This window comes from Pseudomonas sp. B21-053 (assembly GCF_026016365.1).
Taxonomy (GTDB): domain Bacteria; phylum Pseudomonadota; class Gammaproteobacteria; order Pseudomonadales; family Pseudomonadaceae; genus Aquipseudomonas; species Aquipseudomonas nunensis.
On record NZ_CP087205.1, the window covers coordinates 6,946,170 to 6,973,022 of the forward strand.

28 protein-coding genes and 1 pseudogene are annotated in these 26,853 nt (G+C 59.2%); 7 read left to right on the forward strand and 22 right to left on the reverse strand.

Translation table 11 applies throughout. The features are described from left to right. Position 1 precedes the first annotated feature (1 nt). The 19 genes and pseudogenes from tagH to tssA all read right to left on the reverse strand — a co-directional run bounded on the left by tagH (position 2) and on the right by tssA (position 15,733). Positions 2-1,198, reverse strand: a complete 1,197-nt coding sequence (gene tagH / locus LOY68_RS31300; protein ID WP_054048378.1) for a type VI secretion system-associated FHA domain protein TagH — start codon at positions 1,196-1,198, stop codon at positions 2-4. 17 nt (positions 1,199-1,215) lie between these two features. Next, the gene (locus LOY68_RS31305) at positions 1,216-1,356 is read right to left on the reverse strand and encodes a hypothetical protein (protein WP_008030659.1); all 141 of its coding nucleotides are present in this window, start codon (positions 1,354-1,356) and stop codon (positions 1,216-1,218) included. Positions 1,357-1,449: 93 nt separating this feature from the next. After that, positions 1,450-2,970, reverse strand: coding sequence for a sigma-54 interaction domain-containing protein (locus LOY68_RS31310; RefSeq protein WP_054048376.1), 1,521 nt, complete (start codon positions 2,968-2,970; stop codon positions 1,450-1,452). A 10-nt stretch (positions 2,971-2,980) separates the two neighbouring features. Then, positions 2,981-5,635, reverse strand: coding sequence for a type VI secretion system ATPase TssH (tssH, locus tag LOY68_RS31315; RefSeq protein WP_265041819.1), 2,655 nt, complete (start codon positions 5,633-5,635; stop codon positions 2,981-2,983). A gap of 13 nt (positions 5,636-5,648) precedes the next feature. Then, complete coding sequence (gene tssG, locus LOY68_RS31320; protein WP_054048373.1) at positions 5,649-6,656, reverse strand: type VI secretion system baseplate subunit TssG; 1,008 nt, start codon at positions 6,654-6,656, stop codon at positions 5,649-5,651. Beyond that, on the reverse strand, positions 6,620-8,407 hold the full coding sequence (gene tssF, locus LOY68_RS31325) for a type VI secretion system baseplate subunit TssF (RefSeq protein ID WP_163910625.1): 1,788 nt from the start codon (positions 8,405-8,407) through the stop codon (positions 6,620-6,622). The genes tssG and tssF overlap by 37 nt, the downstream gene beginning before the upstream one ends. Before the next feature lie 24 nt (positions 8,408-8,431). Continuing rightward, positions 8,432-8,788, reverse strand: coding sequence for a hypothetical protein (locus LOY68_RS31330; RefSeq protein ID WP_265041822.1), 357 nt, complete (start codon positions 8,786-8,788; stop codon positions 8,432-8,434). Positions 8,789-8,856: 68 nt separating this feature from the next. Beyond that, complete coding sequence (locus LOY68_RS31335; protein WP_265041824.1) at positions 8,857-9,348, reverse strand: hypothetical protein; 492 nt, start codon at positions 9,346-9,348, stop codon at positions 8,857-8,859. Then, positions 9,345-9,740: a hypothetical protein gene (locus LOY68_RS31340; RefSeq protein ID WP_265041826.1), complete on the reverse strand. Its 396-nt coding sequence runs from the start codon at positions 9,738-9,740 to the stop codon at positions 9,345-9,347. Before LOY68_RS31340 ends, LOY68_RS31335 begins: the two co-directional genes overlap by 4 nt. After that, entirely contained in the window at positions 9,737-10,123 is a 387-nt protein-coding gene (locus LOY68_RS31345; RefSeq protein WP_265041827.1) for a hypothetical protein, read from the reverse strand. The genes LOY68_RS31340 and LOY68_RS31345 overlap by 4 nt, the downstream gene beginning before the upstream one ends. After that, a complete protein-coding gene (locus tag LOY68_RS31350) occupies positions 10,120-10,395 on the reverse strand; it encodes a hypothetical protein (protein ID WP_265041829.1) in 276 nt (91 codons plus the stop codon). The genes LOY68_RS31345 and LOY68_RS31350 overlap by 4 nt, the downstream gene beginning before the upstream one ends. 41 nt (positions 10,396-10,436) lie before the next feature. Beyond that, positions 10,437-10,832 (reverse strand): hypothetical protein, encoded by a 396-nt coding sequence (locus LOY68_RS31355; protein ID WP_265041831.1) that lies wholly within the window; start codon positions 10,830-10,832, stop codon positions 10,437-10,439. Between the two features lie 2 nt (positions 10,833-10,834). Then, positions 10,835-10,963, reverse strand: coding sequence for a hypothetical protein (locus LOY68_RS31360; protein ID WP_265041833.1), 129 nt, complete (start codon positions 10,961-10,963; stop codon positions 10,835-10,837). 19 nt (positions 10,964-10,982) lie between these two features. Further along, positions 10,983-11,381, reverse strand: coding sequence for a hypothetical protein (locus LOY68_RS31365; RefSeq protein ID WP_265041834.1), 399 nt, complete (start codon positions 11,379-11,381; stop codon positions 10,983-10,985). 42 nt (positions 11,382-11,423) lie between these two features. Next, positions 11,424-11,705, reverse strand: a pseudogene (locus tag LOY68_RS31370) (PAAR domain-containing protein); the annotation flags it as partial. Between the two features lie 10 nt (positions 11,706-11,715). Continuing rightward, complete coding sequence (gene tssE, locus LOY68_RS31375) at positions 11,716-12,123, reverse strand: type VI secretion system baseplate subunit TssE (protein WP_054048360.1); 408 nt, start codon at positions 12,121-12,123, stop codon at positions 11,716-11,718. A 13-nt stretch (positions 12,124-12,136) separates the two neighbouring features. Continuing rightward, positions 12,137-13,612 carry a type VI secretion system contractile sheath large subunit gene (gene tssC, locus LOY68_RS31380; protein ID WP_054048359.1) on the reverse strand — a complete coding sequence of 492 codons (1,476 nt, stop codon included), beginning with the start codon at positions 13,610-13,612 and terminating at the stop codon, positions 12,137-12,139. Positions 13,613-13,640: 28 nt separating this feature from the next. Beyond that, on the reverse strand, positions 13,641-14,144 hold the full coding sequence (tssB, locus tag LOY68_RS31385) for a type VI secretion system contractile sheath small subunit (protein ID WP_054048357.1): 504 nt from the start codon (positions 14,142-14,144) through the stop codon (positions 13,641-13,643). Positions 14,145-14,176: 32 nt separating this feature from the next. Beyond that, positions 14,177-15,733, reverse strand: coding sequence for a type VI secretion system protein TssA (gene tssA, locus LOY68_RS31390; RefSeq protein WP_265041838.1), 1,557 nt, complete (start codon positions 15,731-15,733; stop codon positions 14,177-14,179). Positions 15,734-16,450: 717 nt separating this feature from the next. Between tssA and LOY68_RS31395 the strand changes: the two genes are divergently transcribed. Genes LOY68_RS31395 through LOY68_RS31415 form a run of 5 tightly spaced genes read left to right on the forward strand, consistent with a single transcriptional unit; the run spans position 16,451 to position 23,259 of the window. Further along, the gene (locus LOY68_RS31395) at positions 16,451-18,460 is read left to right on the forward strand and encodes a type VI secretion system tip protein VgrG (RefSeq protein ID WP_265041840.1); all 2,010 of its coding nucleotides are present in this window, start codon (positions 16,451-16,453) and stop codon (positions 18,458-18,460) included. Next, positions 18,457-19,305, forward strand: a complete 849-nt coding sequence (locus LOY68_RS31400) for a DUF4123 domain-containing protein (RefSeq protein WP_163910617.1) — start codon at positions 18,457-18,459, stop codon at positions 19,303-19,305. The genes LOY68_RS31395 and LOY68_RS31400 overlap by 4 nt, the downstream gene beginning before the upstream one ends. Beyond that, entirely contained in the window at positions 19,302-20,093 is a 792-nt protein-coding gene (locus LOY68_RS31405) for a hypothetical protein (RefSeq protein WP_265041843.1), read from the forward strand. The genes LOY68_RS31400 and LOY68_RS31405 overlap by 4 nt, the downstream gene beginning before the upstream one ends. A gap of 41 nt (positions 20,094-20,134) precedes the next feature. Beyond that, complete coding sequence (locus LOY68_RS31410) at positions 20,135-20,917, forward strand: hypothetical protein (RefSeq protein ID WP_265045848.1); 783 nt, start codon at positions 20,135-20,137, stop codon at positions 20,915-20,917. Between the two features lie 5 nt (positions 20,918-20,922). Next, on the forward strand, positions 20,923-23,259 hold the full coding sequence (locus LOY68_RS31415; RefSeq protein ID WP_265041845.1) for a lipase family protein: 2,337 nt from the start codon (positions 20,923-20,925) through the stop codon (positions 23,257-23,259). Positions 23,260-23,345: 86 nt separating this feature from the next. Here the strand turns inward: LOY68_RS31415 and LOY68_RS31420 are convergent, their stop codons facing one another. The 3 genes from LOY68_RS31420 to LOY68_RS31430 form a co-directional block, all read right to left on the reverse strand. Beyond that, a complete protein-coding gene (locus tag LOY68_RS31420) occupies positions 23,346-23,621 on the reverse strand; it encodes an HU family DNA-binding protein (RefSeq protein WP_003213368.1) in 276 nt (91 codons plus the stop codon). A gap of 192 nt (positions 23,622-23,813) precedes the next feature. Then, on the reverse strand, positions 23,814-24,962 hold the full coding sequence (locus tag LOY68_RS31425; RefSeq protein WP_265041894.1) for an NAD(P)/FAD-dependent oxidoreductase: 1,149 nt from the start codon (positions 24,960-24,962) through the stop codon (positions 23,814-23,816). Positions 24,963-24,982: 20 nt separating this feature from the next. Beyond that, positions 24,983-25,150, reverse strand: coding sequence for a rubredoxin (locus LOY68_RS31430; RefSeq protein ID WP_007954349.1), 168 nt, complete (start codon positions 25,148-25,150; stop codon positions 24,983-24,985). A 200-nt stretch (positions 25,151-25,350) separates the two neighbouring features. Here LOY68_RS31430 and LOY68_RS31435 point away from each other — a divergent pair, with 200 nt between their 5' ends. Beyond that, the gene (locus LOY68_RS31435; protein ID WP_265041899.1) at positions 25,351-25,902 is read left to right on the forward strand and encodes a chorismate--pyruvate lyase family protein; all 552 of its coding nucleotides are present in this window, start codon (positions 25,351-25,353) and stop codon (positions 25,900-25,902) included. Further along, on the forward strand, positions 25,902-26,792 hold the full coding sequence (gene ubiA, locus LOY68_RS31440; RefSeq protein WP_265041901.1) for a 4-hydroxybenzoate octaprenyltransferase: 891 nt from the start codon (positions 25,902-25,904) through the stop codon (positions 26,790-26,792). Before LOY68_RS31435 ends, ubiA begins: the two co-directional genes overlap by 1 nt. Positions 26,793-26,853 lie beyond the last annotated feature (61 nt).

A 26,853-nucleotide genomic window follows, 5' to 3' on the forward strand; every position in this document is an offset into this window, starting at 1 on the left:
ATCACCCTTGGTGGTCGTTGTGAAGGGAGGAAATCAGGCGGATCTGTTCTTCGTAGGCCTGGGCGAAGTCGCGGGCCAGCAGGCGCTCGCTCCAGTCATCGTCCTGACGCAGGGCCTGGTGATAACGACCGTAAGCTCTCCAGCGGCTGCCGGAAGTGGCCAGGATCGGCTTGTTGTCGCGCTCGAAACGCAAGGTCAACTGCTCGGGCGAGAAGTGCTCCAGCGTGCCGCGAACCGCTGCGCGACTGGCGGTCAGCAAGGCCACTTGGTGCGCCTGCAAATCGCGGAACGAACGGGCGATTGCCTGCTCGGCCGGCAACTGCCCCGGCTTGTTCGGCTGCAGCAAAATGCCCAGCGCCTCACCAGCATCCACCGCAAAGCGCAGCGGGTTTTTGTTGGTGCCCTGAACGATCGTTTGGGCCAGTCGCAGTTCGTTTTTCAACTCGCTGCGAGTGCGCAGGCTCTGCTGCAAACCGCCGACGCTTTGCTTGAGCAGGCGCGCGGCGTTCAGTGCCAGGGCTTCGCGGGCGTCGTGATCAAGGCCCTTGAGGTCCACGCCGAGGGCGGCACCGAAGTGCTCCCAGAAACCTTCGCTCTGGCGCTCGACGGCTTTCGGCGGCGGGGCTGGCGCAGGTTCGGCCGGGGCTTCGATCAGCTCCGGGACCATCAGGCTTTCCATGTCGATGCGTGCGTAGTCGGCGCGTTGACGGGTGTCTTCAGGCGCCGCGCGCGGGGAGATCAACTCGTCGATTTCCGAGTAAACGCGCTCTTGCTGATCGAGGGCGTTCAGCGGGTCGAGGTCGAGGAAAGCATCATCAGGAATGATGCTGCCCGCCGCCTGCGGACGGCCGACTTCAACGTCGAAGGTCGCCGGGTCGCGCACCAGTCGCGCACGGATCTCGAAGTCACCCAGCACGTACACGCTGCCGTGTTCGATGCGCATGGCTTCGCCCTTGCGCAGGCGTGCGCCGCTTTCGCTGTCCTGGATACCGTTGCTGCTGGTATCGGTCAGGTAAAACGTGCCTTCGCGGTAGCTGATCAACGCGTGGTGGTTGGACAGGTGACGCTTGCGGTCCGGAATGATCCAGTCGCAATCCTCACCCCGGCCAATCACGCCGCCAGCCTGTTTGAAGGTCTTCTGGCACAAATCCGTGGGCACGAACTGCTTGGTGTTCAGCATTTCGAAAACCAGTTCCATGATGATGCTCCTTGCGGTCACTTGCCGCGATTGACCGCCTGCGGATCACCCAATGGGCGATAGGTGTTGTCGTTGAATTTGTAATTGCCGCTGCAGCCGCCGAGGCCGCATAGAACGACGAGGGTCAGCAGGACGGCTTGCCAGTGACGAACAGACATCAGAGGGTCTCCATGGGTAGACAAAGCACAAAGCGCCGACCCTTTCGGGCGGCGCTGTTAGAAGCGAATGAGGTGAAATCGAAGGTCGTTTGCCTACCCATCGAAATCACCCAAATTGATATTCAGGCGCCCGAGGCGGTACAGCAGGGTGCGGCGTGGCAGTCCGAGTTCGCGGGCGGCGAGGGTCTGGTTGCCGTCGTTTTTGCGCAGGCAATCGACCAGCAGGCTGCGTTCGACTTGCTCCAGGCGTTCGCGCAGGTTCAGGCCGCTGGTGTCTTCCGGCATGGCTTCCATGCGCAGGGAAAAATGCTCGGCCAGTAACTCACCGCCCTCGCACAACAGCACCGCGCGTTCGACCAAGCCTTTGAGTTCCCGTACGTTGCCGGGGTAGTTGTAGCCGGCCAGGTGATCCAGCGCCGCATCGGACCAACGCACCGCGTCCCGTTGCAAGAACGAGCAAGCCTTTTCCGCGAAGTGCCGGGCCAGATCGAGAATGTCGCCTTCGCGCTGACGCAGGGCCGGCAACTCGATCGGGAATTGCGCGAGGCGGTAGTACAAGTCCTCGCGGAATTTACCTTCGCTGACCAGCACCGCCAAATCCCGGTGCGTCGCGGCGATGATGCGCACGTCGATCTTGTGCGTGTCATTGGAGCCCAACGGGCGGATCTCACCTTCCTGCAATACCCGCAACAGCTTGGCTTGCAGGGACAACGGCATGTCGCCGATTTCATCGAGCAACAACGTGCCGCCATTGGCCGCGTCGAACAGCCCCGCGCGGTCGCGATCCGCGCCAGTGAAGGCGCCTTTGCGATAGCCGAACAGTTCGCTTTCCAGCAGGTTCTCGGGGAACGCCGCGCAGTTCTGCACGATGAACGCCTGGGAGCGGCGCGGGCCGCAATCGTGGATCGCCCGGGCCACGACTTCCTTGCCGGTGCCGGTTTCGCCGCGCAGCAGCACGGTGTACGGGCTGTGCAGGACTTTGCTGATCAGCGAATACGTCTGGCGCATGGCCGAACTCTTGCCGATCAGCCCATAGCCACTGACGCTCGGAACGCTGGCCGGTGTCGGCAATGACTGGCCCACCGGCCGGCGCAACCGTTGCAGCAGATGCAATTGGCCAAGCACGAACGACCCCAGTTGCCCGAGGGAATCAGCAAAACCTTGCAGGTCGATATGCCGGTGGCTCGCGCACAGCAACAAGCCCTCGACGGCTTTCTGCTGATTGACCAGTGGCACGCACAGCAGCGATTGCCAGGGCTTGACCTGGGGCGGCAGGAAACTGGTTTCGTGCAGGCTGCCGCTCAATTCACCGAGGCACACCACGCGGTTCTGGCACAGGGCAAACTGCAGCAGTTGTTCGCCGTTGAAATCCGCCGGCAGGCTCTCCGCTTCCCGGGGTTGCAGAATGCCGTTGAGGCACTCGGCGTTCATCCCCAGACACGTATGAGTCGCGTCCAGCAGGTACAACTGGGTCAACTCGCAACCGCTGAGTTCGGCCAGGCCACGCACGAAGTCACCCAGCAGCGCAGCACCGTCCGCCGCCCGCGACAGGCTGGCGAATTGCGCCAGCAAGGCTTCGGCGTAGACCAGTGGTTGCGGCACTTGAGTGAACATCACACCCACCTCAGGCAAACTCGCAGATCACGCTGGCGTTGCCATCGAGCGTTGCGTGAACGCGCTTGAGGCTTTCACCGGTGGCCATCGCATCGAGCAAGCGGTCGGCCACCAGCGGCAGCACGTGCAGGTCCAGCAAGTGGTCGATCAGGCGCGCGCCGCTGTCGCTTTGGGTGCAACGCTCGGACAGGTGATCGACGAGGTTCTGGCACCAGGTGAACTCCAGTTGACGACGGTTCAGGCGCTCGCCCAAACGACCGAGTTTGATCTCGATCAGCTCGCGCAGCACCGGGCCGCCGACCGGGAAGTAAGGAATCACGCGCATCCGCGCCAACAGTGCCGGTTTGAAGTGCTTGCTCAGCACCGGGCGGATGGTTTCTTCGAGGACTTCGGCGCTCGGCCGCTCGCCGTTTTCGCAGAGTTCGGCGATCAGGTCGCTGCCCAGGTTCGAGGTCATCAGGATCAATGTGTTGCGGAAGTCGATCTCGCGCCCTTCCCCGTCGTTGGCCACGCCTTTGTCGAAGATTTGGTAGAACAGGTTGAGCACGTCCGGGTCGGCTTTTTCGACTTCATCGAGCAGCACGACGGAGTACGGCTTCTGGCGCACGGCTTCGGTGAGCATGCCGCCCTCGCCATAACCAACGTAGCCCGGCGGTGCACCGATCAGGCGCGAGACGGTGTGCTTCTCCTGGAACTCGGACATGTTGATGGTGGTGATAAAACGATCACCGCCGTACAGCAAGTCGGCGAGGGCCAACGCGGTTTCGGTCTTGCCGACGCCGCTCGGGCCAACCAGCAGGAACACACCGACCGGCGCATCCGGTTTGTTCAGGCCGGCAGCCGTGGCGCGCATCGAGCGATCCAGCGCGTGAACCGCTTGTTCCTGACCACGGATGCGCACGCGCAGGTCGGTGGCGAAGCTCGCAACCTTGGCGTTGTGCTCACGGGCCAATTGCGCGAGTGGCACGCCGGTCCAGGCGCTGATCACTTCAGCCACCAGACGCGGGCAGACTTCGAAGCTCACCAGACGTTCTTTGACTTGCAGCGCCGTCAGGGTTTTGTGGGTTTCGTTGAGTGCGGCTTCCAGCGCTTCGACAGTTTGGGTTTCGTCGACAGGCACTTCGAGGGTTTCGATCACGGTGCCTTCGGCGTCTTCTTCAACCGTGACGGTTGGCTCGACGGCTACGGCGACCCGGGCCTTGGCCAATTGCTGACGCAGGTCCAGCAGGCGCTCGGCGAGTTCTTTCTGTTCGGTCCAGAGGGCTTCCAGGGCAACGCTTTCGTCTTCGGCTGCTTCCAGACGCGCTTCCAACGCATCCAGCGCTTCGTGATCGATCAGCAAACCAGCCTCGGCATCGCGACGCAGGGCCGTACGCTGACGGCCACCTTCAGCCAGTTCGCCACGCAGGCGCTCCAGGCTTTCCGGGGCGGCGGCGAGGCTGATGCGTACGCGGGCGCACGCGGTGTCGAGCACGTCGACGGCTTTGTCCGGCAGTTGGCGACCGGCGAGGTAACGCGCCGACAATTCGGCAGCGGCGACCACCGCGTCATCGCGCAGGTAGATGCCGTGGCTCTTCTCGTAGACCTGGGCCAGGCCACGCAGGATGGTCACCGCTTCGCTGACGGTCGGTTCGTGCAGTTGCACCGGTTGGAAACGACGGGCCAGGGCCGGGTCTTTTTCGAAGTATTTCTTGTACTCCGCCCAAGTGGTGGCGGCGATGGTGCGCAACTCGCCACGCGCCAGGGCTGGCTTGAGCAGGTTGGCCGCGTCGGAACCGCCGGCATTGCCGCCCGCGCCGATCAGGGTGTGGGCTTCGTCGATGAACAGGATGATCGGTTTTGGCGAGGCTTTGACCTCGTCGATCACGCCTTTGAGGCGACGCTCGAATTCACCTTTGACGCTGGCGCCAGCCTGCAACAGGCCCATGTCCAGCGACAGCAATTCAACGCCTTTCAAGACTTGCGGCACTTCACCGGCGGCGATGCGCGAGGCCAGGCCTTCGACGATGGCAGTTTTACCGACGCCGGCTTCACCGACCACGATCGGGTTGTTTTTGCGACGACGGGCGAGGATGTCGACCATCTGGCGAATCGCGCCATCGCGGCACAGCACCGGGTCGAGTTTGCCGTCGCGGGCCTGTTGGGTTAGGTTGTGAGTGAAGCGCTCCAGCAGGGATTCACCCTGCACGGCGGATTTGCCAGTGGCCGGTTGCTCTTTCTGCGACAGGGCAAATTCTTTCAGGCGCTCGATGTTCAGTTTGGCCAGCAACGCCTGGTAGCGGCTACCGGCGTAGCGCATCGGGTTGCGCAACAGGGCGAGGATCAGCGCCGCTTGTTCGACCTGGGTCTGGCCCAGTTCAAGGTTGGCCACCAGCAAGGCGTCTTGCAGCCATTGCACCAGTTCCGGGGCAAACACCGGGTTGCGCGAAGCGCTGTGCTCGACCCGCGATTGCAACGCGGCGCTCAGTTCGCCGGCGTCCACTTCGGCATCTTGCAGCGCGCGTGCGAGCAGGCCATTCGGGCGCTCCAGCAAGCCCAGCAGCAGGTCTTCGACGAGAATTTTGCTGCCGCCACGGGCGACGCAGCGCTCGGCCGAGCTTTCCAGGTCGCGACGGGTTTCGGCGTCCAGCGCCTGAATCAGTTGTTGCAGGTCTACGTTGCTCATTGGTCATCTGTCCTTAATGAATTTTGCTGCCCAGGGTTACCACGCCGTCCGCTTTTTCGCGGCCGAGCCAACTGGTCCATCCCAGGCGACAGGCGTTCTGCTCACCGATTCGCAGTTCGCGGATTTCTTCCTGGCGCAGCACCAGGCGAATGTCGTAATCAAGCGGGTCACGCAGGGTGAACCGCACCAGCGCGCACAGCGGCTGGTAGCCGAAACCGATCGGCAGGAATTCGTGAAAGCGCAGCCAGTCGAGTTCGCGGATGTGAATCCGGAATTTGCCGCTGCGGTCGCGGACGTGTTCGCCGAGCACCAGGTCTTCACCGAGCATGCTGTTGGCGCGACCCAAACGATTGCGCTGCTCGTCGAGGATTTCCACACGACGCTCGATGCACTGCTCGATGGTCAGTTCAGCGTGCTTGAAGTAGTAACGCAGCACCGCTTCGATCAGTGCCGCCGAGTGCGCCCGCAAGCTGAGCAGGCCGAGGTATGGCAGCAGGCGTTTCCAGTTCAGTTCCTGGGCCTTGCGGATCTCTTCGCCGCCCAGGCCAATCAGCGCAAACAACTGCGCGGAGAACGGATCAAGCGCGCCGCTCTCGAAGCTCGCGCGGTAGCGGTACTTGCGCCAGATCGGCAGCATCAGCCGTTGCAGGCGATGGTGGAACAGGTCGAGGAAGTGACGCGTCGGGTTGCCGTCTTCGCTGTCGCCCAGGGCTTGTTCGCCGTAGAACGCCGGCAGCGGCGAACCGGAACCGACCAGGCCGATCAGGTTGAAACGCATACGCGCGCGCAGGTGCCCGTGCTCGGTGAAAAACTCCACGCGATCAACGTCACTGCCAGGGAAACCCAGACTCGGGTTGGCCTGGAATTCCAGCTGGTCGTACAAATCGTCCTGGCTCAGGTGCGGGTGGGCCTCGCGCAGCCGGTCAACCACCAGCAGCACGGCCTGAAACAGCGAGTACTCGCGTATTCCTCGGGTCAGTCCGCTTAAAGCAGCGGCTGAAGGCCCATACGTGGTGTCCATTGGTACACCTCTCCCTGTGTGCTTTTTACGCGCAACTCGTGGTACGAATTGAGACTGGCGTAAAGCGCGAAAAACTCGTTAAGAACCGAAGCAAAAACGAACAGGTCGCCCTCGCCGATATACCCTTCCGGGTCGATGGTCAGCTCGGTGCGCAACCCGCGTACCGGCAACCCTCGGTGCAATCTGTCGACGTGCTGGTGCTTGATCGACTTGAGCCCGCCCAGCAGGCGTTTGCTGACTTTTTCAGCGTGTTGGTCGTAGTAGCGCGGCAAGTCGTAGGTTTCGAGAATCACCTTCAACGCGTTGACGTCGGCCAGGGATAAATAGTTAAGCGACATGTTGCTGATCAGCTTCCAGAGGAAGTCACGGTTCAGCGGTGGCGCGTAGCTCGGCGTGGCCGGGGTGATGTTGCGGAAACTCAGGAACTCCGGCGTCTCTTCGCAGGCCTGGCTGATGTCGCCGAGCTTGAGCTTGCGCGGCAGGTTCTGGTTAGTGCACATCAGCTCGATCGACAGGGTTTCGTGGGCTTCGGTGTGGCGGATGCCGAAGCTCAGGTAGGTGTCGAGGCCGTCGTGCAACGAAGACGAACGCTGGCGGATGCTGTAGTGCGGACGGCTGTTGGGCACGTCGAAACTCGGGTCGTGCTCGAAGGATTCGAACGGCACGTATTCCTGATAACCGAGACCGCCCGGCTTCCAGCCCGTTACCGTTTCGACGGAGAATACGCCGCAGTTTTCCAGATCGAATTCCGCCGGCAGCAGCAGGTATTCATCCTGTTTGCCGTCGAGGCGGATCGGCAGTGCATCGTGCTTGAACAGGTTCACGATGGGCGTGCAGTAGAGCTTCACGTTGTCCAGGGTCGGACGCAGGCGCTGGATGCCGCTCTTGCGAATGTCGAAGCGCAATTCGAGGCCGCGCACTTGCTTGAGGGTGTCTTCCGGCAGGGCCTTGAGCAGGTCCAGACCGTTGATATCGACGAACAGGAATTTGTCCTGGAAGGCGAAATATTCCTGCAAGTAGCGGTAGCCACGGAAGGTGTTCAGCGGATACGGGATCAACGCTTCTTCTTCGGCAAAACCCACCGGCTGCACGCGGTCGCCGGGCATCTTGAACGCCATCGGCATGCCGTTGACGCCTTTGATTGGCTTGCCGGCGCCATCCAGCGGGATCAGCTCGATGCCTTCCAGGTTGCGCAGCAGGCTCAGGTAGAGCATTTGGCTGATGTAGCGCTCGCCGGCAAAGTGCAGGCGCAAGCGACTCAGCTCCAACTCGCCGAGGTGACCGTCGGCGCTCATTTCCAGACGCAGGCTCAACAACGAACCGTCGCCCTTCACCGAGTAATTCAACGCGGCCAAATCCAGCGGCAAGACTTCAGTTGGGTAGCAGGTGCGGAAGCGGCAGCGCACGTCGTCGATCGGCACGCTTTCCACCGGCGTATCGCGCTCGACCATCAACGCAGGACCCGAACGCTTCAGCGGGTCGAACTGCAAAATGCTGAACGCCGGCAGCGGCCGCATGTAGTTAGGCCACAACAGGTGCATCAGCGAATGGCTGAGTTCCGGCAACTCGTCATCGAGCTTCTGGCGCAGGCGCCCGGTCAGGAAGGCGAAGCCCTCGAGCAACCGCTCCACGTCCGGATCCCGCCCGGCCTGACCCAGGAAAGGCGCCAACGCCGGGCTACGCTCGGCGAATCGACGACCCAACTGGCGAAGTGCGGTGAGCTCGCTTTGGTAGTAGTGGTTAAAGGACACGGGTTACCTGCCTGGTATGAAATCTCATGAATAAAACGTCCAGTAGAGCGCGGCCGTCAGCACGGAAATGACGTAACCGGCGACCAGCAGGTAAGGCAACATCGCCACCCACATAACCATCAATCCGAGCCCGGCAAGTTGCCCAAAAAGCAAAAGCCCCAGCCCGCCGATCACCCATGGCGCCGCGTAAAAAGGAATGAACGTCAGCGGCGCGCACAGGATTTTCTTCAGGACCTGCTGTTCGGCTACTTTGTTCAGCGCTCGCGTTTGCCAAGCGGCAAAAGCGATATAGGCCGGGACGCCGAACGAGAGGACGTGAATCATCACGAACTGCTTCCAGTCTGGTGTCAGTGAGTTGCCCGCGTCCCAATCCAGGATCATCAGAGCCACCAGCGCGACAATCGGCACCCAAAGGGCAGCGCCCAGAAATAGGCGACGGCTCAGACTTATCACTGGCAGACACCTACGGGCGGGTTTTGGCCGATGCGGCGATTCCAGGTTCTCTGGGCCCAACGCAATTCGATGACCTGCGTCGTCAGAATCGCCATGAACGTGACGCAACCCTGGGCCACGCCGTAGAACAACGCGCGCAGCGGATTCTCGGGCATCATCCAGAGCAGGATGAAACCCACCATCACGCTCAGCAACAGCAGCTTGGCCAACAGGTTCGGAAGCAACGCGACGATCAGATTGACCGCCACAAAGATATAAAAGAGTGCGTAGCTGGCCCCGCCGATTGCGACGCCACGGGTGGTGAAACCACCGTTGAATGCTTTATAGGCATGCACGACCGCGTCATTCAGGATCGCGTAAGCCACACAGCCGAGGCCGTGGATCAATACGCTGATTAGCATTCGGCCAAGGGTGTTCATGCCGCCGAACAGATTGCTGTCGGCCACGTACTTCGGGCAACCACGCATCTCGTCCGATACGTTGATCATGGGCAAAAGACTCCATCCTTGAGTGTCCAGATACGTCGACCGCCATCGCGCTCATGCTTGATGCCAAGCAGGGCGTTGCGTATGTCGTGCGCACTGAAGAGACGCGTTTGTTCAGATCCTTTGACGGTCAGCGAGAAGTTGTCATCTACCCGTATGTCGCCCTCTTCGTCGTAAGACAAATAACTGGCCACGGCGTACTGCTTGCCCGGTGCCAGGACGCGCGGCTCCATCAGCGGCAACCAGTTGCTGGCGTTCTGCGATTCGATCTGCAGCGGCACGCCGCAGGTATTCAATAGGTCAACTTCGTAGATGTACGTCAGTTGAGTCGTGCAGCCGGCCAACAACAGGCAACCCACCGCCAACACAGACGCCACGAAGGGGAGAAGGTTCATGGACGAGCCCCTTCTTTGTTCGCTGTCATCGGCAGATACGAATCGATATAGACGTATCCGTCATCGGCGCTGTTGACCCGCGCCATCGTCAACGGCTTACCGTCCGGGGTTTGAAACCGGACCCAACCTTCGCTGTAGATATCGCCATGCTCATACCGCACCTGCACGAAATAATCCGGCGGATTGGACTGGGTGATCTCGATGAAAAAACCGCCATCCTGCGCCCCGCGCCATACCGCATCGGGGTGACCCGGCAGCACTGGCGTTGAAGGGTTGGAGGGACGGAGCGAGATGAACAGCGTCACCAGCGCGATGATCGCCAGCACACCGATGGCGCTCAGCACATGATTGAGCCATTTCCACACCTGCATCGAACGCGTCATGGCGTACACCAGGTGCGCACATCGCGCTTGTCAAAGCCCACGCAATCATTGCGCTTGGCGATTGACCGATAAGGCGCCTCGCGGGTGTAGGCGAAGTAGTAATAGCGGTGCACGTCCTCGCCATACAGCCAGTAATTGCTCGACCCCTGGTTGATCTCGTAGGGCTCGAAGGTCCAGATCGATGACTCACGCGGAATGAAATTCACCCGGTCCATCAGCAACATAAAGGCGTTGGAAAACACTGGCGTCGCCCAGGCCAGGATTACCGTCACTGCTGCGACGGCTAGTGCGCCGAGCGATGTGAATAGCCGCCTCACAACCTGGCCACTCCCTGCGTTGCACGCCAACGGGTAACCGCTACATCGAGGGCACGTGTCACCAGAATTGCAGAAACGGTCAAACCACCCGCCAGCGCGCAATACGCCATGGCGCGAACAGGGTATTGCGGCAGCAGATAAACAAGGATCGAGACCATCATGAAGATCGCCACGCCAAACTTGATGGCCAGGCGAGGGATGAAGACCAAAACGAGGTTCAGGAAAACGAAAAAGTAAAAAACCAGGTACATGCCCATGCCGATGGCGACGCCACGGGAGGTCAGCCCGCCGACCAGGTTTTTATAGATCGGCACGGCGAAGCCATTCATCACGATATAGAGCACGCAAGCCATCCCATGGACGACCAACCCGATCACTCGTTGGCTATTCATATTCAAGCGCTGCCACGCGATTCTTCGCCACGATCAATCACCCAAAATCCCTCTTCCCTTTCATCCTGTAAAAATTCATCCGGGAAACCACCAAAAATACTGGCGATGCAGGCCAGAAATCCCATCACCATCGAAAGCGCTTTAGTCAGATCACTGCAATGCCTCGGCAGGACAGAACGAGCGGTCTTCAATCGTCCATGCACGTACTGCGTTGTCTTCGACCTTCTCCACCCTCGCCAACGCCGTGCGCAACGTCTGCGCATCAATGGTTTTGACGGCGCTGGCGGTTTTGATCACCAGGCTGTACCGGGCGCTTATCTGCCCCGAAACATCCTTCCCTGCCGACCTGTAGTTGGCGATGGAGCGGCGCTCACCCGGGCCCAACGTGAAGCGGCGCGGCTGGTCGTCGTAGTTGGAGTCATGGACCAGCGACAGCTCCAGCGGTATGCCGCAGGTGTTCAGGAAATACACATCGTTTCGGTAGACCCGTTGTGCGGCGCAAGCCGTGAATGAAACGCCGCACGCCAAAAAAACTGTCCACCTGAACATCGAGCTCATCCCTGCCGGCCTTCATCAGCACATGTACGCTAGCGCTTGCTCACTTCCGATAATCACCGTCCCGGAACCCGCCGTAACCTTGTTGCCATGGGTCCCGACGGAATCCACCGTGGCCGCCGGTTTACCGTTAATCAAAACCGTCGTCGCCAACCCGCCGACCATCGCACCACCACACGCCGAGGCATCACCTTGGCGGGCGGCCGCGAGGCCGTCGAAGAACACGTCGCCGGAACCGGCGGCGATCGGGTTGGTGCCGTGGCCGGGGAGCGGGCAAGCGGTCGGGTCGGATACACGTGCTGCGGGTTTGCCAGGCATACGGATCTCCTTAGTTGACCTTCACTTGACCGCTGCCATCCAGGCGCGCGGCGAAACTGACCTGACGCTTGAAACCATCAACTTCCAGCAGGCCTTCGATGCTGAAGGACAGACGAAGCTGATCGTGATCACGCGGCAGGGAGATGACACGCACATTGCTCAGGCGCGGCTCGTAGGCTTCGATGAAATTTTCGATGGCCAGACGGGCCTGACTCAGGGAGTCGTGCAGGCTCAGACGCATGTCATTGAGATCGGGTAGCCCGTAATCGGACAGCGTTTGCACGCTGCCCGCACGGGTGCTGAGCATCTTGGCCAGATGGGCAGCCACGGACGCCATGGCGGAGACCTCGCGGCTCCAACCGACGCGTTTTTCCGCGTCGCCACCCAGGCGTTCGAAAAGGCTGCCGTATCCAGTCATGAGTTAGCTCCGCTTACTCTTTATCCAGCTTGCCAACCAGCGACAGGGTGAAATCGGCACCCATGTACTTGAAGTGCGGACGCACGTTCAGGCTGACGCGGTACCAGCCAGGCTCGCCTTCAACATCGCTGACGATGATTTGGGCTGCACGCAGCGGACGACGGCCACGCACTTCGGCGCTCGGGTTTTCCTGGTCGGCCACGTACTGGCGGATCCACTTGTTGAGTTCCAGCTCGAGGTCGGTACGTTCTTTCCACGAACCGAGTTGCTCGCGCTGCAGCACTTTCAAGTAGTGAGCCAGGCGGTTGACGATCATCATGTACGGCAGTTGGGTGCCGAGCTTGTAGTTCAGCTCTGCAGCCTTGCCTTCTGCGCTGATGCCGAAGAACTTCGGCTTCTGCACCGAGCTCGCGGAGAAGAACGCCGCGTTGTCGGAGCCTTTGCGCATGGTCAGGGAGATGAAGCCTTCCTCGGCCAGTTCGTATTCACGACGGTCGCTGACCAGGACTTCCGTAGGAATCTTGGTTTCGATTTCGCCCATGCTTTCGAAATGGTGCAACGGCAGGTCTTCAACCGCGCCACCGCTCTGCGGGCCGATGATGTTCGGGCACCAGCGGAATTTGGCGAAGCTGTCGGTCAGCTTGGTGCCGAACGCGTAGGCGGTGTTGCCCCACAGGTAGTGCTCGTGGCTGTTGGCGACGGTTTCTTTGTACACGAACGATTTGACCGGGTTTTCTTCCGGGTCGTACGGGTTACGCAGCAAGAAACGCGGCACGGTCAGGCCAACATAACGGGAGTCTTCCGACTCACGGAAGCTCTGCCATTTGGCGAATTGCGGGCCTTCGAAGTGATCTTTCAGATCCTTCAGGTCCGGCAGGCCGGTGAAGCTTTCCAGGCCGAAGAATTTCGGGCCGGCAGCCGCGATGAACGGCGCGTGGGACATGCAGGCAACGCTGGACACGTACTGCATCAGTTTCACGTCCGGCGAGCTCGGGGACATGTAGTAGTTAGCGATGATCGCGCCGACTGGCTGACCACCGAACTGACCGTATTCAGCGGTGTAGATGTGCTTGTACAGGCCCGACTGCATCACTTCCGGCGAATCTTCGAAATCGTCCAGCAGGTCTTCTTTCGAGACGTTGAGGATTTCGATCTTGATGTTTTCGCGGAAGTTGGTGCGATCAACCAGCAACTGCAGGCCGCGCCACGAGGATTCCAGGGACTGGAAGTCCGGGTGGTGCAGGATTTCGTCCATCTGGCGGCTGAGCTTGGCATCGATCTCGGCGATCATGCGGTCGACCATGGCCTTCTTGACCGGCTCACCGTTGTTCTGCGGCTTGAGCAGCTCTTCGATGAACGCCGACACGCCGCGCTTGGCGATGTCGTAGGCTTCGTCGTCCGGCGTCAGGCGGGTTTCGGCGATGATGCTGTCGAGAATGCTGTATTCGCCATTCTCTTTGCTCTTTTGCTGTGCTGCGCTAGTGCTCATGGTGTTGGCTTCCTTGGCTGATAGGGACTCAGGCGTCCTGGGCTGCGGCGTTCAAGCCCAGCTCACCCAGTACGCGACCGCGGGATTCGTCGTCGGCGAGAACGCCTTCGATGGCTTTGCGGAACGCAGGCGCGTTACCCAGCGGGCCTTTGAGGGCCACCAGCGCGTCGCGCAGTTCCATCAGTTTTTTCAGCTCAGGCACTTGATCGACCAGGCTGGCCGGGTTGAAGTCCTTCATCGAGTTGACGCGCAGTTGCACGCCCAGCTCTTCAGTGCTGCCTTCTTCCTGAAGACGGTTCGGCACGTTCAACGTCAGGCTCAGCTCTTGCTTGGCCAGCACTTCGTCGAACGTCATTTTGTCGATGCTGATCGGCTTGCGATCTTCGACTTTGCGTTCGTCCTTGCGGTGGGTGTAGTCACCGATTGCCAGTAGTTTCAACGGCAGTTCGATCTCTTCATTAGCACCGCCAGTGGCGGGTTTGAAGGTGACGTTGATGCGTTCCTTGGGGGCTACCGAGCCTTCTTTGGCCATGGCTTTTCTCCTTGCGGTTGTGGCCCTGGGGCCTATTCGAGTACCACTTCGAGATCGAGGTGGCACAGCCTGCGATAAATCTCTTCCTTGCGTTCACGCACTGCATGGTTCTGCGGCAACAACTCGCAGCAGCTATGCAGTAAATGCAGCACTTCCAGCGCAAGATCGGGCTCCCAGGCGTTCAGGCCTGAGTCCTGTAATGTTTGGTCGAGGGTTTCGAGTTGGGTCCTGGCCAGTTCGTACTTTTTGGCCATGAAGCACAGCCGAGCCAAGGCGAACTGCCAGAAAAATCGTGCCCGCCCGCCTTGGGCGCCTTGCAGGCCCTGCTTGAGGATTTGCACGGCGGCCTTGAGGCCGTCCTTGCGCAAAATCGGCAGGACTTCTTCCAGGGCCACTTCCCAGGCAGGCTGGTTGTCAGCGACTTCAACCTTGCGCGGCGCACTGGCGGTTTGCAGGTGCGGCATGACGTGGGCGCTGACCCAGGCGCGGGTGGCCGGATCGGCAAACGGCGCGCCGTCATGGAAGCGCAATTCGATGATGCCGGGCAGGCGCTGAACCAAAAGCGCGAAGTGGATTTCCACTTCGCGCATTGCCATCTCGGCGTTCAGCCCTTGAAGGCATTCCCAGACCATTCGCTGGCCATCGAACCAGAATGGCGCCTTCGCCAGGCTCGCCTCCAGTTCTACCAGGAGGTCTGCGTATTTGGCCTGGTCGAATCGATCCTGATAGGCCTTGAGCTTGTCTGCCGGCAAACCCCGCAACATGGTGATCTGCTCGGCGTTGCGCTCGGGCACCGCGTCGATGGGCAACCACAGCAACGTACGATTGAGGCGCAGGGCGCGCAGGTCGGTGGCTTTCTGCTTAAGCCACCAGGCACACAGCGGACGGGCGTTTTCCTGCTGGGCGCGCAGGGCCTTGTGGGCTTCTTTTTCGTTGTCGATCGGAGCGCCGGGGGTGAACAGCTGGGTCGCGGCCTGTTTGACCTGAGCGACCGCAGCCCCCACCACGCCGGGTTCCGGCTGGTTATCGGCGGCGCGCTGCACCATGTTTTTCAGGCGACGGGAGATCGGCAGCAGCAACGGCGCGTCGTCACCCAGGTGCTCAGTGCACGCGGCATCGAGGCCTTCGAGGTGTTCCACCATCCGGCGGAACATCGGCAACTGCTCTTTGATCGCGACTTTTTCAGTCAGCACCTGCTCGAGACGCGGCACCAACCAACTGATGGCCGCAGCGCGAGTGCGCGCCTTGTTCGGGTGAACTTCGGTCCAGTGATTTTCCGACAAGTGGTGCAGCAAACCGAGGCCCGCCAGCAGGCCCTGGAAGGATTCACGCTGGTACAAAGCCCAGGTCAGCCAGGCGCCGACGCGCAAATCCTTGGATTGGGTGCGCAGCAGGTTTTCGCTGTTTTCACGGATTTTCAGCCAGTCGATCTGACCGGCTTCGTGCATCGATTGGGCTTTGGCGAGCTCGCTTTCCAGGGCCTCGTATTCGCTCGAAAAGCGAACATCCTCGCCCGCGAAATTCTCTTTGGAAACAGAGGCTTTTGCGAGATCAAGGTAATGGGCGGAAAGTTTGCTTGAGTAGGACATCCATGGCCTTTAATTAGGATTACGGTCACACGCCAATTGGAGTTTCAACGGCGGTGGACAGTATCAAAGAGCTGCGATGATTCTCATCCAATTGAGTTCGTGCTCTTGCAAGTGGGCGCATCGTAATCACTATGATGGCCACTAGCAAGCATCCGATTAAACAACAAGACGAAGTGTTCTCTGTTTCACGTAGGAGATATCCCTATATCTCTCAGGGACTCCCCTGATGTCAGATTAATATTTCATCTGCCAGGCCCTCGCCCTGCAACCATTGATCCAGAGCTGTTCCTCAAATCCCCAGCAACCATTGATGATTCAGTCTGCTTGGCGAGCGCAAATCATGACAAAAATTAAAAATGATAAATGTAGGACTCTTCTGAAAAGTTACTGTGACCGCCTTGGATTTGACGGGATGACAACAGCGAATTAAGAAAGTGCCATTAAAATGATGGCATTTCTATAATTTAATAAATCCTTCAAATGCCGCCATGGGTAGTCAATTGCGTGGAACGACCGTCCAATTACTTACAACTTACAGACTCTCTGCCCCAAGCCAACCCCTCCTTTCTAAACCCGGAACGCTCTGACTGAAGTCCCGGACACTTCCTACTTTTTTTTGTTTATCGGATTGTTAGCGTGGTCTGAAACTCTCGCGAACACAGACCAAGGATGGTTTGAACATCGCGCGTTACTCCCGCTCTGCTTAAGGATAAGCGTATGTTTCGACCCGCCAATACGGCGCATTTCACGCTACAGATTCCTACTGTCCGCAACGATTTCCAGGTGCTGGCATTCGATGGCAACGAAGCCATCAGCACTCTGTACGGTATCCACATTGAGCTGGTCAGTGAGTACCCGGAATTTGATCTTGAGAGCCTCCTCAGTCAATCCGCGTATCTGCAATTCGGTCTCAATGGCGAAGGCATCCATGGCCGTATCGAAGACGTCTGGGTCGGCGAAGCCGGCAAGCGCCTGACCCGTTATCACCTAACCCTGGTGCCGGCACTGCACTATTTGCAGTTCAGCCACGACCAACGAATTTTCCAGCGGCTGACGGTGCCGCAGATCATCACGCTGGTGCTTAAAGGTCACGGTATTCAGAGTGATGCATTTACCTTCCATGTCAGCACCAGTCCGCCGCGTGAGTACTGCACCCAATACGGGGAGTCCGATTTCGAACTACTCCAACGCCTGTGCGCCGAGGATGGTATTGCCTGGCATCACCAGCATTCGCCTGAAGGCCATGTGCTGGTATTCACCGATAACCAGACTTTCTTTCCCAAACTGGGCGCCATCCCTTATCAGCAAGATACGGCGATGGTCGCAGAGCAACCGGTGGTCAGCCGGTTTTCGATGGGCTTCAGCACCCGCACCAGTACCGTCGCACGCCGAGGCTACGACCTGAAACGCCCGAGCCTGTTGCTGGAAAGCCGCTTCACTGCCGAATTCAGCCCCGAGTTGGAAGACTATCGCTATCCGCTGTGGATCGAGAATGAAAAACGCGGCAAACAACTCGCTCGGCAAGCGCTGGAGCGGCACCGCATTGACTATCAGTTGGCCGAGGGCCAGAGCAATCAGCCTTATCTGCGCAGCGGTTACTTTTTTGACCTGACCGAGCACCCGCGCAAATCCTGCAATGAGTCGTGGCTGTTGCTCAGCGTGACCCACACCGGCCGACAACCCCAGGTGCTCGAAGAGTCAGGCAGCAGCGACGTCACACCTGACGACGACTTTACCCAAGGCTATCGCAACAAATTCAGCGCCATTCCATGGGATGTGTTTTACCGACCGCCGCCGCAACCACGAAAAATGCAGCTCGTCAGCCAGACGGCCCGTGTCACCGGGCCGGCCGGCGAAGAGATCTATTGCGATGAGTTTGGACGCGTCAAAGTCGCCTTTCACTGGGATCGCGCTGAACTCACCAACGAACTAAGCAGCTGCTGGCTCAGGGTTTCCTCCAATTGGGCGGGGCAAGATTTCGGCGCGGTGACCATCCCGCGCATCGGCATGGAAGTCGTCGTCACCTACCTTGAAGGCGATCCCGATCAACCCTTGATCACCGGATGCGTCGCGAACAAAGTCACGCCCGTGCCGCACTCCTTACCTGAAAACAAAACAAAGACTGTCCTGCGTAGCCACAGTTCTCCGCATACCGGCGGGTACAACGAACTGTCGATTGAAGACCGCGCCGGACAAGAGCAAATCTACCTGCGCGCCGAACGCGATCTTGAACAACTGATCCTCCATGACAGCGACACCCGGATTGGACACGACCGCCGTGAACAGGTGGACCGCAACAGCCTCAGCCTGATCAAGGGCGACGAGGTGCATAACACCCAAGGCGTGCGTAACACAGTGATTGGCGCAGATGAGTTGGTCACTATCAAGGGTAATAGCAGCACTACGTCTGCTGGCTCACTGGTGATTCAGGCCGGCCAGCGGGCGCAGGTGACCGCCAGCAACGTGGTGATCGATGCAGGTACGAGCCTGACGCTGATGGCCGGTGGTCACCACATCGTCATCGATGCCAGCGGGATTTTCAGTAGCGTGCCCATCGTCGAGGGGGGCGCACCGCTTCTGCCGCTGCAAGCAGTGGTCGGCCACTCCAGCCCTGTCATCGCCATACCGCTGTCCATCCTCACCGATGCGCGGCAACGGGCGGCGGCCTATTGCCCGCTTTGCGAGGCCTGTCTGGCTGGCCAGTGCAGCATTGGAGAAGTCGCATGAACCCGGTCGAACAATGGCTGCGCCAGCAGACCCGCGCCGGGCGCGATCTCTATCTGATGCTCGATAGCGACGGGCAAATGGATGAACGCACTGCGCTGATCAGCGAACTGGGCGTTGACCGGCATCGCAACCTGTATGTCGGGACGCCGGCGAGCGCACTGGCGCAGTCAGGACCGCTGCTTTTTCAGATTGATCCCGTTGGCCATCCAGTGATCCGGACGCTGCTTGACACCCCCGAGCGGAACTGGGGCTGGTTGGCAAGCGCCAGTCATGTCGATCTTGATGTGTTAGCCGCACATTGGCGTGAGCGCGTGATCACCGGTGAACGCCCGAACCTGGCGGTGTATCGCGCACATGACAATCGCATACTCGGGCGCGCGCTGGCCCATCTGCAACCTGAGCAGTACGCCGATTTTCTGGGGCCGATGGCCAGCGTCTGTTACTGGGACGCCGGGCAATGGCGCGTCGCCGACAATCCTGATCCCGGCGAACACCCGCTGCCGGCCGCCCCGCCGTGGTTGCAGACTCCGACACCGGAACAGGTTTACGCCAACATTTTGTTCGATAACGCCCGCCGCTACCTGATTGGCGAGCACACCGAAGCGATGGCAGCTCTCGCAGAGCAACTCGATGTGGAGGCCTGGTTGTGGGGGCATATTCAGTTGACGCGACTGTGGGGCTGGCAACAACCAGAGCAGGTGCATTTTTTGCTAACCCAGAGCTTGAAGACACCGGGCTATCTGCCGCCAAAATCCTGGTTGCCCAAGCCTGAGGAAGACCCGGCGACGCATTTTGAGCGGGTGTATCAGCAGGTGCTGTATTGGCAAGGGGACGCGCCCTTATGAACGATGTGTTTCGATGCCTGACGCTTGGCGGCTGTCTTATTCTGACCGTGGGTTGCTCTGCTGTTGGCAAGCCAGAGAGCTTTACCTTCGTTCCTGACATCCCGCCCAACTTCAAATACGAGCTAACGGCCACCTACGTGCCTGCCAAAGGACAAACGTGCACCGTGCCGGGAGGGAGAAATACGCAGGTTGGCTTCAATAAAATCAACACGCCATATAAAGACACTTCCGAGATAGAGCTGTACAGAACCGTAAGCGACTGCCCGCTGGCGCTGAACCATGTGGAGATAAAGATCACAGGGATTTTTGGCCCGAAACGAGGTGATAGCAGCTATGACTACGCCTCATTTGCCGTACGCCCGGAATTGTTGGAGCGCCACATGGGCACTTTCAGCGATGAAGGCACAGGTGAGTTTTTCGGCGAATGCATGTGGTCTTTTCGCACGACGGGACCAAAGCGCTACCTGATCAAACTGCTTACCTGCAAAAAAATGGACGCACAGGGCAATGTCGCCCGAAGTCGACCTTTCACCGCGTACACGTTGACTCAGCTACCGGGGAAAACCGTGAGGCTGAAGATCAAACTGGCTGATGAAGAAAAACCAGCCTGGGGTGACACCTGGGTTGAAGTTCCGGGTGGCTGGAAACGCTGCATGGGCAAGGGTTTTGAAGATCAGCGAGCGTATTGCAATGGAAATTACAAAGACTTCAGCACTTTCAGGATGGTGGATGAACGGGTCTGCACCATTTACCCAGGATGCACTGAAAACAAGGACGAGACCCCATGACCCCTCAAAACGCACGGTATTGGCGAGGAACTGTCCCGCGCATAAAACAAGTTATTCAACACTTTACCCTCGGCGGCTGCCTGGCCCTGACCGTGGGTTGCTCTGCTGTTGGCAAGCCAGAGAGCTTTACCTTTGTCCCCGATTTTCCGCCTAACTTCAAATATGAACTGACGGCCACCTACGTGCCCGCCAAAGATCAGACATGCTCGGTGCCGGGTGGAAAAGGTACTCAGCTTGGGTTCAATGCAATCAACATGGATTACGAAGCGACCTCCCAGATTCCGCTTTACAGAACCGTGAGCGACTGCCCGCTGGCGCTGAACCGTGTGGAAATAAAGATCACAGGGATATTTGGCCCGGGGCGAAGTAACAGCAGCTACGACTACGCCTCATTTGCCGTACGCCCGGAGCTGCTGGAGCGACACATGGGTACTTTCAGCGATGACGGCACAGGTGAGTTTTTCGGTGAATGCTTGTGGTCTTTTCGCACGGTGGGACCAAAGCGCTACCTGATAAAGCTGCTCACCTGCAAAAAAATGGACGCAGAGGGCAATGTCGCCCGAAGTCGACCTTTTACAGCGTACACGCTGACTCAGCTACCGGGGAAAACCGTGAGGCTGAAGATCAAACTGGCTGATGAAGAAAAACCAGCCTGGGGTGACACCTGGGTTGAAGTTCCGGGTGGCTGGAAACGCTGCATGGGCAAGGGTTTTGAAGATCAGCGAGCGTATTGCAATGGAAATTACAAGGATTTCAGTACTTTCCGGATGGTAGACGAAAGAGTTTGCACTATTTACCCGGGATGCACGGAAAACAAGGACTAGTACCCATGAGCCTCCAAACTTTAGCCGCAAGTAACGCCCCTTTTATGACGGGTAATATTCATGCGTGTCCTCTGCGTGGTCATTCAACGAGTTTTCAGTTAGTGGACGAATTCGGTGATGGCAAACCCTATGCCGGTCTGACATATGAAGTCATCGACTACGAAGACACGGTCTACACAGGAAAACTGGATGCTACAGGCTCCGGAAAGGTGGATAACCATTACTGCGGCCCGGTGGTGCTTAAACTGAACCAACCCTTTAAAGGTGAAGAAGCGCTCTATAAGGATTTAAGAACGAGGCCGCACTACCCGCTCCCCATCACCGAACTCCAAGTACGCGCCGAAAAAACCCGTTTTTTCCACAAGTCAGGTGTACGAACGCAAGCCAATCCAGTTAAAGACCTCGCTGGAACCGATGCCTACTATCAAGTTGAGGTAAGCGAACTGGTCAAGCATGTGGCGCACTTGCCACCCCTGGCCTTGCGTAGCGACCCACCGAATAAGGTGGTGCACAAACTGCTGCGGCCCACTCCCACATCCAGACCGTTTGCGTCAGTTGATAACAGTGTCCCGGACGGAGGACTAAACGCGATTTTCAGCCAGGCAGACCTGGCCACAGTGGAGCTGGGATTTTTCCCGCCGCCACCCACACCCAAGGGCATTGCCCTGTTGCCGAACAAGCACCATGTGATGGAGGTGCGGCCAATGAGGGCGCTGCGCCCGATGTTGTCGACCGGCGACGAATTCTGCGCGCTCAACCTCTATCAACTGTCGCTGATGGCGACCCTTAGTTACACCGACTTTGGTCAGGAGCCGGACACACACCCCGTCAGAACAGATAGTGTGAGCTTCCCCGTGCAACCCAGTAGCGGCAACTGGTTCGGCCACGCTCTGCCGCAGTTTGATGAACTGTGGAAAGTCGATGCCTCGCAGACAAAAAAATACGTCCCGCTGTATGAAGAGGTGCCTTACTCGAAACGGCTGGAAGTAGTGCCATTCGATCCGTCGCTCTACCCAGAGGTCAACAATCCAGAGCTGGAGGATGAGCAGGAGCACCCGGCCAAATTGCACTTTTTCGATGACCGCAAAAAAATCAAAAACTCGGACACCCAGGCTTTTATCACCCATCACGACGAGTTGATATTGATCAGCGTGCGAGGCACCAGCGAGCTTTTAGCCGATGGCTTGCGTGATGGCGATGCCTATCAGGTTCCTTTTGGGGAAGGAGAAGGCAAGGTACACCGCGGCTTTTATGGCGGTGCCCAGGCGGTTTACCCATTTGTCGTGGGCTACCTGGAGAAATTCTACAGCGGGCAAAAGCTGATGATTACCGGACACAGCCTGGGCGGAGCGGTAGCACTGATTTTGTCCGAGATGCTGCGACGCGATCCACAGTATTCACCAAGTATCGTGCTCTACACCTACGGTGCCCCCCGCGCTGGCGACACGACCTTCATCGACAGCGCCCAATCGCTGATCCATCACCGCATCGTCAATCAGAACGACCCGGTTCCGAGCGTACCCGCCACCTGGATGAACACGTTTTCCAAACCCAAGCCGATGTACCTTGCAAACGCAGCAGTACTGACCCTTAACCCGGCCGCCGGGTTTACTTTCCTGGTGTGGGGAATGATCAACTTCTCGGGCGACGACTATGGGCATCACGGCGCATTACGCCACTTCATGCCGGTGGAATTTGGCGAGGGGCATAAGTCTTCCATTCTCTGGGAGCCGGGTTGCAGCACGATCAATGATCATGGCTGCGCCAAAGCCTTACAAAAGATCAATGACTTGCCAAAGCGCAATCCGTTTCTATTTCAACTGTTTGCAGCTGGCGATCACTCGATGGTCGGCAGCTACATTCCCGGCTGCTGGGCCAGCCTGCGCCGCTGGCAGGAGGCGCAGCAGCTCAAACGCTCCTTGGTGACGCACAGGGAGTTCGAATGGGTAAGCGCCGCATTGGAAAACATCAAAAGCCAACTGCGTGCCATTGAACGCAATATCCAAAACCACCCCAGCGCTTATGTGCGGCATCAGGAAAGAACCCAAAAAACCGATGCTCTCAACAATGAAATAGACAAGATCACCATGACTCAGGCTCGCCTGGACGCTTTGCGCGGCCAGCGAGTCACCGAGGCCGACGTCTACGGCAGCTATGCCGACCAACCCGAGTGGGTGCAGGAGAACCTTATGCGCTGGAACACGCACCCGGAGAACACCGTTCAGGAGCAGCTGGCGATGATTCCACCGATCGCCGAAAACCACGACGCAGCCATCGCAGCAATGACCGGTGGACATGCCGTCGGTGCGCCATTTCATCTGGACATAGATTCGCTTGTCTGACCGCCATAAAAAATGGGCATCCGACCGCAATCGGTATGCCCATTTTTCAACACGGTTCTCCCCTTTATTCAGGGAGTTCGCCGCAATTATGGATTAACGCTGTCTTTCAACGATTTGCCTGGTTTGAAGGCGACGGTGTTGCTGGCCTTGATTTTCACAGGCTCACCGGTTTGCGGGTTTTTGCCGGTGCGGGCACCGCGGTGGCGTTGCAGGAAGGTACCGAAGCCCACCAGCGTGACGCTGTCTTTGCGGTGCAGAGCGCCGGTGATTTCTTCGAGAACGGCGTTGAGAACGCGGTTGGCCTGCTCTTTGGTGAGATCTGCTTTTTCAGCGATTGCAGCGGCGAGTTCTGGTTTACGCATTAGTGAAGCCCCTTTGACGGTTTTTTGTTGTTATGTCCGTGCTGTTCTCGTTGGAACAGCGCCCAAGGCGCCGCAGGTGCTCTACTCTGCGGCAGACGGGAGTGAGGATGGCACGCACGGAAGAGCCGCGCCAGTCTCGGCGCGACGTTTGTAGGGGCAAAAGCGGGGTGATTCCGACAGAACGACCAGTATTTACGCCAGCAGGGCCGGAAGCTCTTTGTTCAACGCGAGTTTTTCCATCACCGCCGTGCCTGTCAGGGCATAACCGAGCAATTTGCCTGAGCCATCACGGCACAGCACCTTGATGTCGGCGCCCTGCCCTTCGACCGTCCAGATGCCTTCAGTGCCCCGTGGCGGCGGCGAAACCACCAGCGGGCAGACCGGGGTTTTCACGGTGATCGGCATCGGGCCGTAGTTCACCGCTGTAGGATTTCCCGCCAGGGTTTGGGCCAGCGCTCTCGCACAGCTCATGAGGGGCATCACGTACAACAGATTCAGCCCATCGACCTCGGCGCAGTCGCCCAGGGCGTAGATATTGGCGTGGGAAGTCTTCAGGTGACGATCAACCACGACGCCGCGATTGACCTGAACCCCCGCTGCGGCCGCCAGATCGATGCGCGGACGCAAACCGATGGCCGAGACCACTACATCGCACGCAATCACCTGGCCATCGGACAAGTGCGCTTCCAGCCCGTCCGCCACACGCTGCAGGCGATTGAGTACCGGCCCGAGGTGGAAGCGCGCACCGAGGCTTTCCAGGCCGGCCTGGACCGCAGCGGCTGCCGCCGGGTGCAGCAAGGTCGGCATGACTTGCTCGCACGGCGCCACCAGTTGCACTTCGTAACCACCGAGGATCAGGTCGTTGGCGAATTCGCAGCCGATCAGGCCGGCGCCGAGCAGTAACACCCGACGCTTGCCCGCCGCAGCGGCACGGAAGCGTGCGTAGTCTTCCAGATCATTGATCGGGAACACCGCGTCAGCGCCGTCGCCTTCGATTGGCACCCGCACGGTTTCCGCGCCCCAGGCCAGGATCAGGTCGCGATAGATCACCGATTCCTCGCCGATCCACAGGCGTTTGTGGCCTGGGTCGATGCCGCTGATGCGGGTATGGGTGCGTACTTCGGCTTTCAACTGCTCGGCCATGGCGCCGGGCTCGGCCATGCTCAGGCCGTCGGCATCCTTGTTTTTGCCGAAACCGGTGGAGAGCATCGGCTTGGAGTAAGAGCGCCCGTCATCGGCGGTGATCAGCAGCAAGGGGGTTTCGCCATCGAGTTTGCGAAACTCCCGGGCCAGGTTGTAGCCAGCCAGGCCGGTACCGACGATCACGACAGGTGCGTTCATGCCTTACTCCTCTTTTTGTCTTAGTTGATTTCGATCATTTCGAAATCCATCTTGCCCACGCCGCAGTCCGGGCACAGCCAGTCTTCCGGTACGTCCTGCCACAGCGTGCCGGGTGCAATGCCGTCATCCGGCCAGCCGTCGGCTTCGTTATAGATCAGGCCGCAGACCACACATTGCCACTTTTTCATTCGGTTACTTCCTCAGGATTCAGGCTTTTGCCGGCGCGAACGGTCGATGGGTAAAGCGTTGCCGTCCGGCTCAGGGCGTTTTGTACTGATCGAACCCGGCAGATGCAAGCCTGTTCGACGCAGCAACAGGCAGGCTCAATCAAAATCGCCGGCTGACATGGTAAGCTCGCCGCCTCATTTGCTGCCAATAATGACTCACTGTGCCGCACTCAAAAGCCCCGTTCTGGCTCACCCAAAACCGACTCGCCCCCCTCCCCGACGCCTCTACCCTCGACTGGCTGTTCGACGAAGGATCGCTGACCCGACGCTTGATCCGTCTGTCGAATGATCGCTTCAGCGTCACGCCGTTGTTCGAAGGCTGGCAAGCGTTGCGCGCCGATGAATGTGCCGCGCTGGACCTGGCCGATGGCAGCGAAGGTTGGGTGCGCGAGGTGTATCTGCGCGGCGCTGGCCAGGCCTGGGTGTTCGCCCGCAGCGTGGCGGCGCGCAGTGCCTTGCAAGGTGATGGCCTGCACATGGACGAACTGGGCAGCCGCTCGCTGGGTGAACTGCTGTTCTGCGATCAGGCGTTCCAGCGCCAGGCCATCGAGGTTTGCCACTATCCTCAGGAATGGCTGCCGCTGGAGTCACGCGCACCGGAACTATGGGGCCGTCGCTCGCGTTTTGATCGCGGCGCCTTGAGCGTGCTGGTGGCCGAGATTTTCCTGCCGACCTTGTGGCTCGCCACCCGCGCCCATCCGGAGAACTGCTGATGTACACCAGCCTGCTCAAGTCCCTGAACCGCTTGAATCCCCGGGCCTGGGATTTCATTCAGCTGACCCGCATGGACAAGCCGATCGGTATTTACCTGCTGCTGTGGCCGACCCTTTGGGCGCTGTGGATTGCCGGCAAGGGCTCGCCGTCATTGGCCAACATCGTGATTTTCGTCCTTGGTGTGGTGCTGACCCGCGCTGGCGGTTGCGTGATCAATGACTGGGCGGACCGCAAGGTCGACGGCCATGTGAAGCGCACCGAACAGCGGCCACTGGTGAGCGGCAAGATCAGCTCAAAAGAAGCGTTGGTGTTTTTTGCGCTGCTGATGGGCGTGAGTTTTCTGCTGGTGCTGTGCACCAATGCGCCGACTGTCTGGCTGTCGCTGGGTGGCCTGGCGCTCGCGTTCAGTTACCCGTTCATGAAGCGCTACACCTATTACCCGCAAGTGGTGTTGGGCGCGGCGTTCTCCTGGGGTATGCCGATGGCGTTCACCGCCGAGACTGGTGAGCTGCCGGCTGCCGCGTGGTTGCTGTGGATTGCCAATCTGCTGTGGACCGTCGGCTACGACACCTATTACGCCATGACTGACCGTGACGACGATTTGAAGATCGGCGTGAAATCCACCGCGATTCTGTTTGGCGATGCGGACCGGGTGATCATTCTGACGTTGCAGGGATTGGCGCTGGGCTGCTTGCTGCTGGCCGGGTCGAAATTCCAGCTCGGCGGCTGGTTCCACCTGGGTTTGCTGGCGGCGGCGGGCTGTTTTGCCTGGGAGTTCTGGTACACCCGCGGCAAGGACCGGATGCGTTGCTTCAAGGCGTTTTTGCACAACCACTGGGCGGGATTGGCGATTTTTGTGGGGATTGTGTTGGACTACGCGTTGCGCTGATGAGCTTTCAGGTAGCAGCTGCCGCAGGCTGCGTCCGGCTGCGAAGCAGTCGTAAAGTCTG

Bases quoted from the DNA above. Each gene is read 5' to 3' on its own strand.
- tagH (WP_054048378.1), bottom strand. From the start codon at position 1,198: ATGGAACTGGTTTTCGAAATGCTGAACACCAAGCAGTTCGTGCCCACG.
- LOY68_RS31305 (WP_008030659.1), bottom strand. From the start codon at position 1,356: ATGTCTGTTCGTCACTGGCAAGCCGTCCTGCTGACCCTCGTCGTTCTA.
- LOY68_RS31310 (WP_054048376.1), bottom strand. From the start codon at position 2,970: ATGTTCACTCAAGTGCCGCAACCACTGGTCTACGCCGAAGCCTTGCTG.
- tssH (WP_265041819.1), bottom strand. From the start codon at position 5,635: ATGAGCAACGTAGACCTGCAACAACTGATTCAGGCGCTGGACGCCGAA.
- tssG (WP_054048373.1), bottom strand. From the start codon at position 6,656: ATGGACACCACGTATGGGCCTTCAGCCGCTGCTTTAAGCGGACTGACC.
- LOY68_RS31330 (WP_265041822.1), bottom strand. From the start codon at position 8,788: ATGATCCTGGATTGGGACGCGGGCAACTCACTGACACCAGACTGGAAG.
- LOY68_RS31335 (WP_265041824.1), bottom strand. From the start codon at position 9,348: ATGATCAACGTATCGGACGAGATGCGTGGTTGCCCGAAGTACGTGGCC.
- LOY68_RS31340 (WP_265041826.1), bottom strand. From the start codon at position 9,740: ATGAACCTTCTCCCCTTCGTGGCGTCTGTGTTGGCGGTGGGTTGCCTG.
- LOY68_RS31345 (WP_265041827.1), bottom strand. From the start codon at position 10,123: ATGACGCGTTCGATGCAGGTGTGGAAATGGCTCAATCATGTGCTGAGC.
- LOY68_RS31355 (WP_265041831.1), bottom strand. From the start codon at position 10,832: ATGAATAGCCAACGAGTGATCGGGTTGGTCGTCCATGGGATGGCTTGC.
- LOY68_RS31360 (WP_265041833.1), bottom strand. From the start codon at position 10,963: ATGGTGATGGGATTTCTGGCCTGCATCGCCAGTATTTTTGGTGGTTTC.
- LOY68_RS31365 (WP_265041834.1), bottom strand. From the start codon at position 11,381: ATGTTCAGGTGGACAGTTTTTTTGGCGTGCGGCGTTTCATTCACGGCT.
- tssE (WP_054048360.1), bottom strand. From the start codon at position 12,123: ATGACTGGATACGGCAGCCTTTTCGAACGCCTGGGTGGCGACGCGGAA.
- tssC (WP_054048359.1), bottom strand. From the start codon at position 13,612: ATGAGCACTAGCGCAGCACAGCAAAAGAGCAAAGAGAATGGCGAATAC.
- tssB (WP_054048357.1), bottom strand. From the start codon at position 14,144: ATGGCCAAAGAAGGCTCGGTAGCCCCCAAGGAACGCATCAACGTCACC.
- tssA (WP_265041838.1), bottom strand. From the start codon at position 15,733: ATGTCCTACTCAAGCAAACTTTCCGCCCATTACCTTGATCTCGCAAAA.
- LOY68_RS31395 (WP_265041840.1), top strand. From the start codon at position 16,451: ATGTTTCGACCCGCCAATACGGCGCATTTCACGCTACAGATTCCTACT.
- LOY68_RS31400 (WP_163910617.1), top strand. From the start codon at position 18,457: ATGAACCCGGTCGAACAATGGCTGCGCCAGCAGACCCGCGCCGGGCGC.
- LOY68_RS31405 (WP_265041843.1), top strand. From the start codon at position 19,302: ATGAACGATGTGTTTCGATGCCTGACGCTTGGCGGCTGTCTTATTCTG.
- LOY68_RS31415 (WP_265041845.1), top strand. From the start codon at position 20,923: ATGAGCCTCCAAACTTTAGCCGCAAGTAACGCCCCTTTTATGACGGGT.
- LOY68_RS31420 (WP_003213368.1), bottom strand. From the start codon at position 23,621: ATGCGTAAACCAGAACTCGCCGCTGCAATCGCTGAAAAAGCAGATCTC.
- LOY68_RS31425 (WP_265041894.1), bottom strand. From the start codon at position 24,962: ATGAACGCACCTGTCGTGATCGTCGGTACCGGCCTGGCTGGCTACAAC.
- LOY68_RS31430 (WP_007954349.1), bottom strand. From the start codon at position 25,150: ATGAAAAAGTGGCAATGTGTGGTCTGCGGCCTGATCTATAACGAAGCC.
- ubiA (WP_265041901.1), top strand. From the start codon at position 25,902: ATGTACACCAGCCTGCTCAAGTCCCTGAACCGCTTGAATCCCCGGGCC.